This is a genomic window from Curtobacterium sp. YR515, from assembly GCF_900113095.1.
Classification (GTDB): Bacteria; Actinomycetota; Actinomycetes; order Actinomycetales; family Microbacteriaceae; genus Curtobacterium.
This window is the reverse complement of sequence record NZ_FOOD01000001.1, coordinates 845473-860988: the sequence shown is the minus strand read 5'-3', so window position 1 is coordinate 860988 and position 15516 is coordinate 845473. Positions and strand designations below refer to the sequence as shown.

At 71.2% G+C, this 15516-nt stretch carries 11 protein-coding genes; 10 read left to right on the top strand and 1 reads right to left on the bottom strand.

The window, feature by feature from the left end:
- Positions 1–116: 116 nt before the first annotated feature.
- The 9 genes from BM028_RS04005 to BM028_RS03965 all read left to right on the top strand — a co-directional run bounded on the left by BM028_RS04005 (position 117) and on the right by BM028_RS03965 (position 12334).
- Positions 117–1535: an MFS transporter gene (locus BM028_RS04005; RefSeq protein ID WP_092384670.1), complete on the top strand. Its 1419-nt coding sequence runs from the start codon at positions 117–119 to the stop codon at positions 1533–1535.
- A gap of 48 nt (positions 1536–1583) precedes the next feature.
- Entirely contained in the window at positions 1584–3752 is a 2169-nt protein-coding gene (locus BM028_RS04000; RefSeq protein ID WP_083403134.1) for an ATP-dependent Clp protease ATP-binding subunit, read from the top strand.
- Positions 3753–3958: 206 nt separating this feature from the next.
- Positions 3959–4513: a DUF2231 domain-containing protein gene (locus BM028_RS03995; RefSeq protein ID WP_092384668.1), complete on the top strand. Its 555-nt coding sequence runs from the start codon at positions 3959–3961 to the stop codon at positions 4511–4513.
- A gap of 199 nt (positions 4514–4712) precedes the next feature.
- Positions 4713–6038: a sugar ABC transporter substrate-binding protein gene (locus BM028_RS03990; RefSeq protein ID WP_092384666.1), complete on the top strand. Its 1326-nt coding sequence runs from the start codon at positions 4713–4715 to the stop codon at positions 6036–6038.
- A gap of 3 nt (positions 6039–6041) precedes the next feature.
- Entirely contained in the window at positions 6042–7052 is a 1011-nt protein-coding gene (locus BM028_RS03985; RefSeq protein WP_083295087.1) for a carbohydrate ABC transporter permease, read from the top strand.
- A complete protein-coding gene (locus tag BM028_RS03980) occupies positions 7049–7987 on the top strand; it encodes a carbohydrate ABC transporter permease (protein ID WP_254789383.1) in 939 nt (312 codons plus the stop codon). The genes BM028_RS03985 and BM028_RS03980 overlap by 4 nt, the downstream gene beginning before the upstream one ends.
- Positions 7988–8325: 338 nt before the next feature.
- The gene (locus tag BM028_RS03975; protein ID WP_070417069.1) at positions 8326–9114 is read left to right on the top strand and encodes a DeoR/GlpR family DNA-binding transcription regulator; all 789 of its coding nucleotides are present in this window, start codon (positions 8326–8328) and stop codon (positions 9112–9114) included.
- Positions 9111–10139: a 1-phosphofructokinase family hexose kinase gene (locus BM028_RS03970; protein WP_092384664.1), complete on the top strand. Its 1029-nt coding sequence runs from the start codon at positions 9111–9113 to the stop codon at positions 10137–10139. The genes BM028_RS03975 and BM028_RS03970 overlap by 4 nt, the downstream gene beginning before the upstream one ends.
- A gap of 68 nt (positions 10140–10207) precedes the next feature.
- Complete coding sequence (locus BM028_RS03965; protein ID WP_092384662.1) at positions 10208–12334, top strand: PTS fructose transporter subunit IIABC; 2127 nt, start codon at positions 10208–10210, stop codon at positions 12332–12334.
- A gap of 241 nt (positions 12335–12575) precedes the next feature.
- On the opposite strand, the gene BM028_RS03960 is transcribed toward BM028_RS03965, so the two are convergent.
- Positions 12576–14288 (bottom strand): beta-N-acetylhexosaminidase, encoded by a 1713-nt coding sequence (locus BM028_RS03960; RefSeq protein WP_092384660.1) that lies wholly within the window; start codon positions 14286–14288, stop codon positions 12576–12578.
- Between the two features lie 48 nt (positions 14289–14336).
- On the opposite strand from BM028_RS03960, the gene BM028_RS03955 reads away from it, so the two are divergent.
- Positions 14337–15467 carry an ROK family transcriptional regulator gene (locus BM028_RS03955; RefSeq protein ID WP_175475671.1) on the top strand — a complete coding sequence of 377 codons (1131 nt, stop codon included), beginning with the start codon at positions 14337–14339 and terminating at the stop codon, positions 15465–15467.
- Positions 15468–15516 lie beyond the last annotated feature (49 nt).

Genomic DNA, 15516 nt, shown 5'->3' with positions numbered 1-15516 from the left:
CCTGTCGGCAGCCCCCGCGACCCCATCGGTCGCGGGGGCTTCGTCGTGTCCGGCGAGTTGTCCACAGGTCCTCCCAGGGGCAGGCGGGACCGCGCGCGGTGGCGGAGGATGGGCACATGACGACCCCAGCCCCGGCGGCCACGGCCCCGCTCCGCGACGACCGCCGTGTCGTGCTCGTCGTCGCGATCCTGTCGTCCTTCGTCGTGGGACTCGACTCGAGCGTCGTGAACGTGGCGCTCCCCGCCATCCGCGACGAACTCGGCGGGGGGCTGGTCGTGCAGCAGTGGACGGTGGACGCGTACCTCGTGACGCTCGGTTCGCTCATCCTCGTGGCCGGCAGTCTGTCCGACCTGTTCGGCCGCGTCCGCATCATCACGTGGGGCCTCGTGGTCTTCGGGATCGCCTCGATCGTGTGTGCGATCGCCCCCATGGGCGAGGTCCTCATCGTCGCCCGGGCGCTGCAGGGCGTCGGTGGTGCGCTCGTGACCCCGAGTGCCCTCGCGCTCATCGTGGCGGCGTTCCGCGGTACGGCCCAGGCGAAGGCGATCGGCACGTGGACGGCGTGGTCGAGCGCGGCGACGATCCTCGGTCCGGTCGTCGGCGGCTTCGTCGTGGACGGCATCGGCTGGCGGTGGATCTTCGTGCTGACGGCGGTGCCGATCGCGGTGACGATCCCACTCGTGTCGCGGATCTCGGCGGACGTCCGGGTGGGGCCGCGGGCGCACGTGGACGTGGTCGGCGCGGTGCTGGCGGTCGTGGGGGTCGGCGGTGTCGTCCTCGGGTTGATCGAGCAGGAGCGCCTCGGGTGGGGCGCGCCGGTCGTCCTCGCCGCACTCGTGCTCGGAGGGGCCGCGCTCGTGGCGTTCGTGCCGTGGGAGCTCCGCGTCACCCGCAGGCACGGTGCACCACTCGTCCCGCTCGAGCTCTTCCGTGCGCGGAACTTCACCGTCGGCAACCTCGCGACGCTGTCGATCTACGGGGCCCTCGGGATGGTGTTCTTCGTCGTGACGCTGTTCCTGCAAGAGGTCTGGCGGTTCCCGGCCTGGCTCGCCGGCCTCGCGACGCTGCCCCCGACCGTGATGCTCCTGCTCCTCTCCACCACGGTCGGGTCGCTGGCCGGCCGCTGGGGTCCGCGGTGGTTCATGGCCGCGGGCCCAGCGATCGCCGCGGTCGGGGCGCTCCTGCTGCTCTTCGCCGGTGACGAGCCGATCGGGTACTGGTGGTCGGTGCTCCCCGGTCTGGTGCTCGTCGGAGCGGGGATCGCGTTGATGGTGACGCCGCTGACGAGTGCGGTCCTCGGGTCGGTCCCGCAGTCCGAGGCGGGTGCGGGCTCGGCCGTCAACAACGCGATCGCCCGGATCGCCGGGCTCGTCATGGTCGCGCTCGCCGGGATCGTCCTCGGCGGTGCCGTGAGCGTCGAGGGACTCCACCGCGCGATGGTCGTGATGGCGCTGCTGCTCCTCGCCGGCGCGCTCGTGAGTGCCGTCGGCATCCGGAACCCGCGGCGGGAATCTCCCGCTGCGAACGCAAGTTGAGTGGAGTAGACTCAACTACAGGACCACCGCAACGAAAGGACGGAACGCATGGCGAACCTCCAGGGCGCTCCTGACTCGCAAGAGCGACAGAAGACCGCCCTCGAGCAGTACGGCGTCGACCTCACGGCGATCGCCCGCAACGGCAAGCTCGACCCGGTGATCGGGCGGGACGCCGAGATCCGGCGCGTCTCCCAGGTGCTGACGCGTCGCACCAAGAACAACCCCGTGCTCATCGGGGAACCCGGCGTCGGCAAGACGGCCGTCGTCGAAGGACTCGCCCAGCGCATCGTGGCGGGTGACGTCGCCGACTCCCTCAAGGACAAGCGGCTCGTGTCGCTCGACATGTCCGCCCTCATCGCCGGCGCGAAGTACCGCGGCGAGTTCGAGGAGCGGCTCAAGGCCGTGCTCAAGGAGATCAACGACTCCGACGGGCAGGTCATCACGTTCATCGACGAGCTGCACACGCTCATGGGCGCCGGTGGCGGCGAAGGTTCCGTGGCCGCGTCGAACATGCTGAAGCCGATGCTCGCGCGCGGTGAACTCCGGCTCATCGGCGCGACGACGCTCGACGAGTACCGCGAGTACATCGAGAAGGACGCCGCCCTCGAACGGCGCTTCCAGCAGGTCTTCGTGGGGGAGCCCAGCGTCGAGGACACCGTGGCGATCCTCCGCGGCCTCAAGGAGCGCTACGAGGCGCACCACAAGGTCACGATCAACGACTCCGCGCTCGTGGCCGCGTCGAGCCTGTCGAACCGGTACATCTCCGGGCGGCAGCTGCCCGACAAGGCGATCGACCTCATCGACGAAGCCGCGAGCCGGCTCCGGATGGAGATCGACTCGAGCCCGGTCGAGATCGACGAGCTCAAGCGCACGGTGGACCGGTTGCGCGTCGAGGAGTTCGCGCTGAAGCAGGAGAAGGACGACGCGTCGAAGGCCCGGCTGGAGACGCTGCGGGCCGAGCTCGCGAGCCGCGAGACCCTGCTCGGCGAACTCGAGCAGCGGTGGCAGGCCGAACGTGCCAGTCTCAACCGCATCGGTGAACTGAAGCAGCAGCTCGACGACCTCAACATGCGCTCACAGCGGGCGCAGCGCGAGGCCGACTACGAACTCGTGTCGCGCATCGAGTACAGCGAGAAGCCCCGGATCGAGGCCGAGCTCGCCGCCGCCGAACAAGCCGAGCAGGCCGACCGGATGGTGAACGACAGCGTCACCGACGAGGACATCGCCGCCGTCATCGCGCAGTGGACGGGCATCCCCCTCGGGCGCCTGCTGCAGGGCGAGACCGAGAAGCTCCTGCACCTCGAGAACGAACTCGGCCGACGGATCATCGGGCAGCGCTCCGCCGTCTCGACCGTGTCGGAAGCGGTCCGTCGCACCCGCGCGGGCATCTCCGACCCGGACCGTCCGACGGGCTCGTTCCTGTTCCTCGGCCCCACCGGCGTCGGCAAGACCGAGCTGGCCAAGGCGCTCGCCGAGTTCCTGTTCGACGACGAGAAGGCACTCGTCCGGATCGACATGAGCGAGTACGGCGAGAAGCACTCGGTCGCGCGGCTCATCGGGGCCCCGCCCGGGTACGTCGGCTACGAGGCCGGCGGGCAGCTCACCGAGACCGTCCGGCGTCGCCCGTACTCCGTGGTGCTGCTCGACGAGATCGAGAAGGCCCACCCCGAGGTCTTCGACGTGCTCCTGCAGGTCCTCGACGACGGCCGCCTGACCGACGGTCAGGGCCGGACGGTGGACTTCCGGAACACGATCCTCATCCTGACGTCGAACCTCGGGTCGCAGTTCATGACCGACCAGTCGATCACCGACGTGCAGCGCGAGGAGGCTGTCCGCGAGCTCGTCCAGCAGGCCTTCCGCCCCGAGTTCATCAACCGACTCGACGACATCGTGGTGTTCCAGGCGCTCACGCAGGAGGACCTCGGCCAGATCGTGTCGCTCTACGTCGACCGGCTCGCACGCCGGCTGACCGACCGCCGACTGGAGCTGGCCGTCACCCCGGACGCCCGGGCCTGGCTCGCCGAGCGCGGGTACGACCCGGTGTACGGAGCGCGTCCGCTCCGTCGGCTCATGCAGCGGCAGATCGACGACCGATTGGCGCGGGCGATCCTCGCCGGTGACGTGCGTGACGGGGACACCGTCCGCGTCGACGTCGCCGCAGGCGGCGACGAGCTGACGGTGGAGCCGTTCGAACTCGCGGAGATCGTCGAGGAGTAGGCGGCGCGCTGGACGTGACGGGCGGGGCCCACGCCGCCGGTTCCGGGCGGACGCGCCAGCGGCCGCTCGGCCGTGCCGGTGGGGAGAGGTGCGGTGCCGGTTCCTGGGACCGGTACCGCCTCGCTCGCGGGCTCGCTCGGCGAGACCGGAGCACAGCGCTGGCGCGCTGTGAACGCTCCGGTCTCGCCCGGCCTACGGTCCAGGGCATGCCTGAGATCCGAGCGTTCCGTCGCCTCACCGACGCCGTCGAGCACGCGAGCGTGCTCGACAAGGCCGTCGACATCGATCGTTCCGTGGTGAACGCCCTCGCGAAGCCGAAGGCACTGCGCCAGATGCTCCACGGTGTGCCGTTCGGGCACCCGCTGCACCCGCTCATGGTGCAGGTGCCGCTGGGTGCGTGGATCTCGGCGGCGGTGCTCGACCTGATCGGCGGGAAGGGGAACGCGCGGGCGGCGAAGACCCTCGTCGGTGTGGGGCTGGTGTCGTCGGGCAGCGCCTCGGTGGCCGGCTACGTCGACTGGTCGGAGCTCGATCGTGAGCAACTCCGCACCGGTTGGGTGCACCAGGCCGTGAACTGGGTGGGCATCTCGCTGTACGGGCTGTCGTGGATGCAACGGAAGTCCGGGAACCACGGGGCAGGCAAGCTCCTCGGGTTCGCGGGGCTCGCGGTCGTCGGCGTCGGCGGGTACCTCGGTGGGCACCTGGCCTACCGGCAGCGTGCGGGTGTGAGCCAGCACGGCGAGGTGCCGTTCGACGCCTGAGCGTGGGTGCTGATCATGCCTGGTCATGACCAGTTCGTCAAGCGCCGTCGATCATCCGTTCCACATCCGTGATCCCCCGGAAACATGCGGATCGCGATTGTCCACAGCCTGCCGATTCGTGGTTGACATCCCCGCGTGATGGGTCTTTACTCACCATTACGCAACGTCCTTTCATAAAGGTCGGACCAAGGGAGTCAACGTGACACGCACGCGTTTCGCCGCACTCGGTGCGCTCGCCCTCGCAGGCGCGCTCGCCCTCACCGGGTGCTCCGCCGGAAGCAACGGAGCTTCCGACGGCGGCACGAAGTCCATCGGCACACCCGATGGCAAGGGCAAGACCCTCACCGTCTGGATCATGAACGGCGACCTCAGCCCGAAGATCCTCGACGTCGCCGAGAAGCAGTTCACCAAGGCCACCGGCGCCAAGGTGAAGCTGCAGCTCCAGCAGTGGGACGGCATCACCACGAAGCTCACCACAGCCCTCGCGCAGAAGGACGCGCCGGACGTGGTCGACCTCGGGAACACGCAGGTGCCGGTGTACGCGGCGACGGGCGGCCTGATGGACCTCTCGCCGTACAAGGACGAGCTGGCCGACGGGCAGACGTGGCTCTCCGGGCTCGAGGGCCCGGCGACCGTGGACGGCAAGCTGTACGGCGCACCGCTCTTCGCCGGCAACCGCGCGGTGATCTACAACAAGAAGATGTGGGCCGACGCCGGGGTGACCGACGTCCCGAAGTCCTACGACGAGCTCACGGCCGACCTCGACAAGGTCAAGGCGAAGAACCCGCAGGCGGACTTCTCGGCGTTCTACATGCCGGGGCAGTACTGGTACGGCGGGCTCCAGTGGGTGTGGGACGCCGGCGGGCAGATCGCCACCGAGAAGGACGGCAAGTGGAAGGGCGCGATCGACTCCGCCGACGCCGTGAGGGGCCTCACCGCGTGGAAGGACTTCCAGAACTCGTACTCGGCGAAGTCCACGCAGGACATCAACACCGACAAGCCGGCCGAGTCCGACGTCTTCGCGCAGGGCAACACCTCGGCGATCCTCGGGTCAGCGTGGGAGATCGGTTCGATCACCACGGCGAAGCCCGAGCTCAAGGACCAGATCGGCACGTTCGCGATGCCGTCGAGCACCGCGGGCAAGACGCAGCCGGTGTTCCTCGGTGGCTCCGACCTCGGCATCCCGTCGAAGTCCGCCAACCAGGACCTCGCGCTGTACTACACGAAGATCCTCACCTCGAAGAAGTTCCAGCAGGACCAGGTGTTCGGGGTCGACGGCTGGGAGCCGAACTCCACGCAGCTGCTCGACGCGGTCGCCGGTGACGTGGACGAGCTCCACAAGCCGTACTTCGCGGCCGCTTCCACGAGCCGTCCGACGCCGGCGACCCCGGGCTGGGCGACGATCGAGGGCGACTCGACGTTCCAGACGATGTTCGCGGACGTCGCCACCGGTCGGAAGACGCCGAAGCAGGCAGCCGAGGGCTTCTCGGAGCACCTCACGACCGCGCTCAACGCGCAGCAGTAGTCGATGACCTCCACTGCGGAGCGGGTCCCCGGTTCGGCGCAGGCCGAGCCGGGGACCCGGCGTGGGTCGACGGGGCGTCGTGGTCCCACCGGGCCGGGCGGTCGCGCAGGACGTCGATCGCTCACCTCGTCCCGAGCGCCGCTGGTCTTGCTCGCACCGGCTGCGCTGCTGCTCCTCGCGCTCGTCGTCTACCCGCTCGTCCGCCTGGTGGTCATCTCATTCCAGGACTACGGGCTGCGGGCGATCTTCACCGGGCAGGCCGGGTTCGCCGGCTTCACGAACTACACGAACGTCCTCACCGACGCCAGCTTCTGGCCGGTCATGCTGCGCACCGTGCTCGTCACGGGCGCGATGGTGATCGGGACCATCGGCATCGGCATGGCGGTGTCCCAGCTGCTGACCCGGCTCGGTGTCGTCATGCGCACGGTCGTGAGCGTCGTGCTCGTGCTGGCGTGGGCGATGCCGAACGTCGCGTCGAGCCTGGTCTGGCAGTGGCTCTTCCAGCCCTTCTACGGCGTGCTCAACTGGCTCATCACCCAGCTCGGGGTGTTCGGCGACCACACGCAGGACAACTGGGCGTCGAGTCCCGGGCAGGCACTGACGATCGTGCTCTCGCTCGTGATCTGGCAGGCGGTGCCGTTCGTCGCGCTGACGCTCTACGCCGCGCAGTCCCAGATCGCGCCCGAGTACTACGAGGCCGGGGCGCTCGACGGGGCGTCCGCGTGGGCGATGTACCGCTCGATCACCCTGCCGGCGCTCGTGCCGACGCTGCTGCTCGTCACGATCCTCTCGGTGATCTGGGACTTCAACGTCTTCAACCAGATCTGGCTGCTCACCAAGGGCGGGCCCGAGGACACCACGCTCACCCTCGGCATCTGGACGTTCGTGAAGTCCTTCGTGTCGAACGCGTACGGGCAGGGCGCGGCGATCGCCGTCATCTCGACGCTGATCCTCGGGGCGCTCACCAGCTACTACATCCGCCGGCTGGTCCGGAGCGGGGAGGAAGACCTGTGACGACGACGACCACGCCCGGTGTCACCGGGGCGACCGCTTCCGAGACGCAACCCGACGTCACGGGGGCGGGGCGCGCCTCCAGGCCCGGTCCGATCGCGCCGGTGCGCGCGCGCCGACGCAGGCCGCGGGTCGTGGCGAACACGATCGCGGTGGTCTTCTGCCTGGTCTGGGTGTTCCCGATCTACTGGATGGTGAACACGGCGTTCAAGCCGTCGGACGAAGTGACGACCCTCACGCCGATCTGGCTGCCGCTGCGGCCGACGCTCGAGAACTTCACGCGGGCGCTGACGCAGGACGGGTTCCTCGTGTACCTGCGGAACTCCGCGATCGTGGTCGTGGCGGCCGTGCTGCTGTCGATCGTCGTCGGGTTCCTGGCGTCGGCGGCGCTGTCGCGCTTCCGGTTCCGTGGCCGGCGGGCGATCCTCGTGGCGATCCTCTTCGTGCAGATGATCCCGTCGGGTGCTCTGCTCATCCCGCTGTTCCTGTCGTTCCAGTCGCTCGGGCTGCTCAACAGCTACATCGGGCTGATCCTGGCCTACGTCGCGAGCGTGCTGCCGTTCTCGATCTGGGTCATGCGCGGGTTCTTCGTCGCGGTGCCGGTCGAGATCGAGGAAGCCGCGAAGGTCGACGGTGCGGGGACGTTCCGGATCCTGTGGAGCGTGCTGTTCCCGCTGGTGATGCCGGGGGTCATCGCCACGAGTGTGTTCGCGTTCATCGCTGCGTGGAACGACTACCTGACGGCCTACGTGATGCTCAAGGACCAGGGGATGTACACGCTGCCGGTGTGGCTCGCGGGGTTCTCGACGAACAAGGGGACGGACTTCGGCGGGCTCATGGCGGCGAGTGTGCTGTTCTCGATCCCGGTGGTGGTGTTCTTCCTCATCGTGCAGCGGCGGCTCGTGAGTGGGATGACCGCGGGGGCCGTCAAGGGCTGACGCGCTCGACGTCCGGGACGACCGCGCCCCGACCTGCCTCGGCGGGTCGGGGCGTCGTCGTGTCCAGGGTGTGTGTCGGGCGCGCGGGGATGGGGGCGGCGCCGAGGTCGCACGACCTGCCGTCTGCGTTCCGCCGAGGTCGCACGATGTCCCGTTCGGGGGGCGTGCGGGCGGCAGTTCGTGCGACCTCGGCCGTGGGTGGGACCGGCCTGGGTGGGATCGGGCGGGCCGCGGGCCCGCCGACCTGCGGCCGTGTTGGTTCCGGCACGGAACGGTTGCGTTTGTGTGGCATCCGGACGTACTCTTCTCGAAACCCACGGGAACGAAGGAGTTCGGGCATGTACGCAACCGAGCGGCACGACGCGATCGCAGCAGCGTTGCAGGACGCCGGCCGCGTGTCCGTGGCCGACCTCGCCGAGCACTTCGACGTCACGACCGAGACCGTCCGACGTGACCTCGACGCCCTCGAGTCCGCCGGCCTCCTGCGCCGCGTGCACGGGGGAGCGGTCCCGGTCGGACGATCGAGCGTCGTCGAGCTCTCCGTCGCCGAGCGCGAGGGGCAGCACAACTCCGCCAAGTCCGCCATCGCCCGGGCCGCGATGCGCCTCGTCCCGCCGACCTTCACCGGCTCGATCGCCCTCGACGCCGGTACCACCTGCGCCGCGGTCGCCGCCGAGCTCGCCCGCTGGGAGCCCGCGACGGCCGGGGCGACCCTCACGGTCATCACGAACTCGGTCCCGATCGCCGCGACCCTGCAGCACAGCGAGCACGTCGAGCTGCACCTGCTCGGCGGCCGTGTCCGCGGGGTGACGAGCGCCGCCGTCGGGACGGCCACGGTCGAGCAGATCGGCGCGCTGCGTCCGGACATCGCCTTCGTCGGGACGAACGGCCTGTCCGCGGGCTTCGGCCTGAGCACGCCGGACGAGTACGAGGCGGCGGTGAAGGGGGCGTACGTCCTCGCGGCCCGGCGCAGCGTGGTGCTCGCGGACGCGGCGAAGCACGGGGTCGAGGCGCTCATGCGGTTCGCCCGGCTCGACGAGATCGACACGATCGTCACCGACCAGGAGCCGCCGGCCGACCTCGCCGGAGCGCTCGCCGAAGCCGACGTCGAGGTGGTCGTCGCATGAACACGAACACGAACACGAACACGACACGCAGCAGCTTGAGCACCCGCATCGTCACGGTCACCCCGAACCCGAGCCTCGACCGCACGATCGAGCTCGCCGGCGAACTCCAGCGCGGCGCCGTCCAGCGCGCCACCCGCTCCACGGCCGAGCCCGGAGGCAAGGGCGTCAACGTCTCCCGGGTCGTCGTCGCGAGCGGCGGCGACACCGTGGCGGTGCTGCCCGGCGACGAGCTCGACCCGGTGCTGCTCGGCCTCGCGACGCGCGGGATCCCGACCGCGGCCCTCCCGATCGGTGCACCGCTCCGCTCGAACGTCACGGTGACCGAGCCGACCGGCACGACGACGAAGCTCAACGAGCCCGGTCCGTCGCTCGCGGGTCGCCTCGAGGACCTCGCGGCCCTCGTCGCCGACACCGCCGGTGCCACCGCGACCGGACCCGTCGCACGCTGGGTGGTCCTCGCCGGCTCCCTGCCCCCGGGGCTGCCGGACGACGCCCTCGCGGTCCTCGTCCGAGCCGTCCGGCAGCGCCACGGCGACGACGTCCGGATCGCGGTCGACTCCTCGGGCGTCCCCTTCACCGCGCTGCTGCAGTCGGGCGAGCGGATCGACCTCGTGAAGCCGAACGCCGAGGAGCTCGCCGAGGTCGTCGGCGGCGACCCGGACGAGTTCGAGCGGGACGTCGACGCGGCAGCGATCGCGGCGCAGCGCCTCCGTGACAAGAACGTCGGCACCGTGCTCCTCACGCTCGGCAGCGCCGGAGCCGTCCTCGTGACGGAGGACGGGAGCTACGCGGCCGCAGCACCCCGGATCGTGGCGCGCTCGACCGTCGGCGCGGGGGACTCCTCCCTCGCCGGCTACCTGCTCGCCGAGGTCGCCGGGCAGTCGCCCGAGCAGCGCCTCGCCCAGGCCGTCGCCACCGGAGCGGCAGCCGCCGCCCTCCCTGGCAGCGACGTCCCCGCACTCGACCACACCGACCCGTCGGGCATCGAGGTCCGAGCGCTCGAGCGAGCGCCCGAACCCGCCTGACCCACCCCCGCACACACACTCAACCCCGCAGCACCCGCGCCCCCAGCGCCATTGCGAAGGAGCAACCCATGTCCGTCAACACGAGTCCACGCCTCATCAGCGTCCAGCTCGTCGGTCTCGACGAGGACCTCGGCGCCACCTCGAGCGACGTCATCCGCGTCCTCGCCGACCGCGTCGCCGCCACCGGCCGCGCGGCGGACGGGGCTTCCCTCGCCGCTGACGCGATCAAGCGCGAGGCCAGCGTCGGCACCGGCGTCCCCGGTGGCATCGCGATCCCGCACGCCCGGTCCGCGTCGGTCTCCGAGCCGACCCTGGCGATGAGCCGCCTCGCCCGGACGGTGTCGTTCGGCGCCCCGGACGGCGACGCCGACATCGTCTTCATGATCGCCGTGCCCGAAGGGGCCGACAAGGACCACCTCACGGTCCTCTCGACCCTGGCCCGTGCGCTCATCCGCGAGGACTTCACCGCCGCCCTCCGCGCCGCCGCCACCCCGCAGGAGATCGTGGACCTCGTCGACCGCGAGGTGAGCGGCGAGGTCGCGCAGGCCGGCGTCGGCACCGCGAGCAGCGCCTCCAGTGCGACCGCCACCGGCCAGGAGGCGCGACCCGCCGCCGCCACGCACGCCGCGGACGGCGACGCGGCCGGGTCCACCGCCGGAGCACGCAAGGTGCTCGTCGGCGTCACCGCCTGCCCGACCGGCATCGCGCACACCTACATGGCAGCCGACGCCCTCGTCGCCGCGGCCCAGCGCGCGGGTGCCGAGATGCACATCGAGACGCAGGGGTCCTCGCAGGTCGAGCCGCTCGACCCGGCCCTCATCGCCCGCGCCGACGCCGTCGTCTTCGCGGTCGACGTGGACGTCCGCGACCGTGGCCGCTTCGCCGGCAAGCCCCTCGTGGCCGGCCCGGTCAAGCGCGGTGTCGACGAGCCGGACAAGATGATCGCCGAGGCCCTCCGTGCCGCTGACGACCCGAACGCCGCACGCGTGCACGGCAACGCGGCCGAGGCCGGCTCGAGCACCGCCAAGGACGAGCACTTCGGGCAGGCGCTCAAGCGCTGGCTGCTCACGGGTGTGAGCTACATGATCCCGTTCGTCGCGGGCGGCGGGCTCCTCATCGCGCTCGGCTTCCTGCTCGCCGGCTACGGCATCGCGCTGACCCACGGTGACTCCGGGCAGAACAACGCGGTCTACACGCTGACGAACTACACGCTCCTGAACCTGCCGCCGGAGGGTCTGGCGTACTACCTCGGCGCCGCCGCGTTCCAGATCGGTGGCGTGTCGCTCGGGTTCCTGGTGGCAGCGCTCGCCGGGTACATCGCCTACGCCATGGCCGACCGACCCGGCATCGCGCCCGGCTTCGTCGCCGGTTCGATCGCCGTCTTCATGAACGCCGGGTTCCTCGGTGGCCTGATCGGTGGTCTCATCGCCGGTGCCGCCGCCTACTGGATCGGCCGCATCCCGACCTGGCGTTGGCTGCGTGGCCTGATGCCCGTCGTGATCATCCCGCTGTTCGCGTCGATCATCGCCTCGGGGCTCATGCTGCTCGTGCTCGGCGGGCCCATCGCCTGGCTGATGACCCAGCTGACCGAGTTCCTCAACTCGCTGTCCGGCGCCTCGGCGATCCTGCTCGGCATCATCCTCGGCCTGATGATGGCGTTCGACCTCGGTGGCCCGGTCAACAAGGTGGCGTACGCGTTCGCGGTCGCCGGCCTCGGCGCCGGATCCGCGACGAACGTCGTCCCGTTCGAGATCATGGCGGCCGTGATGGCCGCGGGCATGGTCCCGCCGCTGGCCCTGGCGCTCGCCTCGACCGTGCTCTACCGCAAGGGGTTCACGAAGCCCGAGCGCGAGAACGGCAAGGCCGCGTGGCTGCTCGGTGCCTCGTTCATCTCCGAGGGTGCGATCCCGTTCGCGGCGGCCGACCCGCTGCGCGTCATCCCGGCGTCGATGGTCGGTGCCGCGGTCACGGGTGCGATCTCGATGGCTGCCGGCGTGACCTCGCGGGCGCCGCACGGTGGGATCTTCGTGTTCTTCGCGATCGGGGACGTGGCGATGTTCATCGTCGCGATCCTCGCGGGCACCGTGGTGTCGGCGCTCGTGCTCGTCGGGCTGAAGAAGTGGGTGCGGCGGGCGCCGGCGGCGGACGCAGCCGTGTCCGAGACGGCGGACGACCGCGTGGCGGTCGCCGTGTAGTGGTCGTCACCACCTGACGGACGGGCGCGCCCCGCTCAGCGGCAACGCGAAGCGTTGCGCGGGGCGCGCCGACCGAGCCTGCGAGGGAGGGGGGCCGGCTGGCACCGCGCCTCCCGTCCGTCCGTCAGTCCGTGGTCGCGACCACCGCACTTCGTGAGCAGGAATGGTCGGGTGGGCACGTACGACCCGACCGTTTCTGCTCACGAAACGCAGCGCCTGCGCGCGCGCGGGCGGCCGGGCCTCAGTCCGCGATGTTCGCGGTGACGGCGTCGATGTAGGCCGCACGCTCCTCGCGCGAGTGCGGCCGCCCCGGCACCCCCGGCCGCTGCTCCCACGGGAACGGCCCGGCGTCGTGCCGGTACTCGATCCCCATCGCCTCGAGCCGAGCGAGGTGCTCGGCGAGCCGCCCCCGGAACTCGGCGACGTCTCGGGGCCCGGTGACGTCGGCCGACCAGAGCGCCTCGGCGAGGGCGGTGACCCGCGGGAAGAGCTGGTAGTCGAGCTTGCGGGCGGTGTCCACGTGCTCGGTCCACATGTTGCCCTGGCCACCGATCACGTGGGCGCGCTCGGCGTCGGTGAGGTCCGCCGGCACCGGGTCGAAGGCGAACACGTCGTCGACGGACAGGACGATCGACACCGGGATGGGCTCGGTCTCGAGGTCGCTCTGCCGGTAGTCGAGGTACACCTGGTCGTCCGGGGCGGAGATCACGTCGTGGCCCCGCTTCGCCGCGGTCCGGGCGCCGGTGAGCCCGCGCCACGAGAGCACGGTCGCGGACTTCGACAGCGTGCCGCCCTCGAGGATCTCGTCCCACCCGAACGCCCGCCGCCCGTGCGACTCGACGTGGGAGGCGAGCCGGCCGATGATCCACGCCTGGAGCTGCTCCTCGTCGTCGAGGCCGAGCTCGCGGATGCGTTCCTGCGTGCGGGGGTCGTCCTCCCACTGGACCTTGGGGCACTCGTCGCCGCCGACGCCGATGTACTCGGAGGGGAACAGGGCGATGACCTCGTCGAGGACGTCCTGGAAGAAGGCGATCGTGGACTCCTCGGCGTTGAGGACGTCCTCGGCGATGCCCCACTCCGTCCAGACGTCGATCGGCTCGCCCGAGACGCCGAGCGACGGGTAGGCGGCGAGGGCGGCGCGGACGTGCCCGGGCGTCTCGATCTCGGGGACGACGGTGACGAACCGGTCGGCCGCGTAGGCGACGATCTCGCGGATGTCGTCCTGGGTGTAGTAGCCGCCGTGCGGACGGCGGTCGAACGCCGCCGGGTGCAGCACCCCGTCGGCGTCCGGCACGTGCGCCCCGACCTGCGACTCCTTCCGCCACGAGCCGACCTCGGTCAGGCGCGGGTACTTCCGGATCTCGATGCGCCACCCCTGGTCCTCGGTGAGGTGGAAGTGCAGTCGGTTGAGCCGGTGCGCGGCGAGCTGGTCGATCACCCGCATGACCTCGTGCTTGGTGCGGAAGTGCCGGGCGACGTCGAGCATGACGCCGCGCCAGGCGAACGCGGGGGCGTCCTCGACGGTGACCGCCGGGACCGTCCACGGGCCGGTGCCGACCCGGCCCTTGCGGTAGACGTCGGCCGGGAGCGACTGCAGGAGCGCCTGGACGCCGTAGAAGACGCCCGCCGGGCCCCCGCCGGTGATCTCGACCCGGTCGGCCGTGACCAGCAGCCGGAACGACTCGGAGCGGTCACCGGCCGGTCCGGTGGGGAGCGTGTCGTCGTCGGCGACACGGAGTGCGATCACGTCCGTGCGCGCGGTGTCGACCCCGGCCGCGTCGTCGGCGTCGCGCACCGGCAGCCCGGTCGACCCCCGCAGGGTCTGCTGCAGGTACAGTCGGACCGACTCGCTCGCGGCGTCTGCGGCGATGCGGGTCGACGGGGTGATCGCGAAGGCGTCGGCACCCGGTTCGGTGCGGCGCGGCCGTGGGATGAGCATGTCGGAGTCCACCATTCCTCAATGATCTTTCGTAATATGGAGGCTATGGCCGTGGACGAGACCGTGTCAACGCTTCCGAACGGTGTCGTCGGCAGCACACCGGGGATGCTCCGACTCATCAACTCGCGTGCGCTCCTCGCGGAGCTCTTCCGTGACGACGGCTCGCACACCGTCACCGAGCTCGGGCAGACCGTGGGCCTGTCGCGCCCCACGGTCGAGGCGGCGCTGGCCGACCTCGTCGACGAGGGGTGGGTCACCGAGGCCGAGGCGATCGCCACGCCGAACAAGGCGGGTCGCCGCGCGAAGCGGTTCCGCGCGGACGCCGGGGCCGGGTCGGTGCTCGGGGTCGACCTCGGTCTGCACGGCATCGTGGGGCTCCGCTCGGACCTCCGCGGTCGGCAGCTCGCCCGGGTCGAGGAGGTCTACACCGACCTCGCCTCCGCCGAGCAGGCGTGGGAGAGCGTGCAGGACGTCGTCCGTCGTCTGGTCGAGGGCACCGACCCGTCGCGGCTCCTCGCCGCCACCTTCGGGGTCCCGGCCGTCGTGGACCGTTCCGGCGAGATCGACTACACCGTCGCGGTCCCGCAGTGGGTCGAGCGACGGGTCCCCGGCCGGATCGGCGACCTGTTCCCCACGGCCACCACGTTCTTCGACAACGACGCCAAGCTCGCCGCCACCGCCGAGGCGATGTGGGGACGCTTCCGCGGCGTGCAGGACGGCCTGTACCTGGTGATGGGTCGCCAGATCGGCGCGGCCTACCTGGTCGACGGGTCCCTCGCACGCGGTGCGCGCGGGGCGGCCGGCGAGATGGGCGGCCTGGCATCGACCGGCTGGCCCGGCGCACCCGCCCGACTGGAGGCGCGGATCGCCCCCGGTACGGACGTCGAGTCCGTCATGGCGTCGGCCGGGCAGGGCGACCCGGACGCCGCCGCGGCCGTGCGGGCGCTCGCCGCGGACGTCGCGCCCGGGGTCGTGCAGCTCATCGCGACGATCGACCCCGAGGTGGTCGTCGTCGGGGGCGAGGTCCTGCCCGCGGCCCCGGTGTTCTGCGAGGCCCTGACCGAGATCGTCACGCCGCAGCTCCGGCACCCCGTCGAGATCGTCCCGTCGACGGTCGGCCGCGACGCCGTGGCCCGCGGCGCCCTCGCCCGTTCCCTGACCCACGTCCGGACGACGCACATGGGACTCGGCTGACGTCCAGGCTGCGTGCCGGGTCCTGACAGGGCACTCAGGCACCATCGGG

What these genes read in the sequence shown, in the direction of transcription:
- BM028_RS04005 (WP_092384670.1), top strand. Translation starts at nt 117, where the DNA reads ATGACGACCCCAGCCCCGGCGGCCACGGCCCCGCTCCGCGACGACCGC.
- BM028_RS04000 (WP_083403134.1), top strand. Translation starts at nt 1,584, where the DNA reads ATGGCGAACCTCCAGGGCGCTCCTGACTCGCAAGAGCGACAGAAGACC.
- BM028_RS03995 (WP_092384668.1), top strand. Translation starts at nt 3,959, where the DNA reads ATGCCTGAGATCCGAGCGTTCCGTCGCCTCACCGACGCCGTCGAGCAC.
- BM028_RS03985 (WP_083295087.1), top strand. Translation starts at nt 6,042, where the DNA reads ATGACCTCCACTGCGGAGCGGGTCCCCGGTTCGGCGCAGGCCGAGCCG.
- BM028_RS03975 (WP_070417069.1), top strand. Translation starts at nt 8,326, where the DNA reads ATGTACGCAACCGAGCGGCACGACGCGATCGCAGCAGCGTTGCAGGAC.
- BM028_RS03970 (WP_092384664.1), top strand. Translation starts at nt 9,111, where the DNA reads ATGAACACGAACACGAACACGAACACGACACGCAGCAGCTTGAGCACC.
- BM028_RS03965 (WP_092384662.1), top strand. Translation starts at nt 10,208, where the DNA reads ATGTCCGTCAACACGAGTCCACGCCTCATCAGCGTCCAGCTCGTCGGT.
- BM028_RS03960 (WP_092384660.1), bottom strand. Translation starts at nt 14,288, where the DNA reads ATGGTGGACTCCGACATGCTCATCCCACGGCCGCGCCGCACCGAACCG.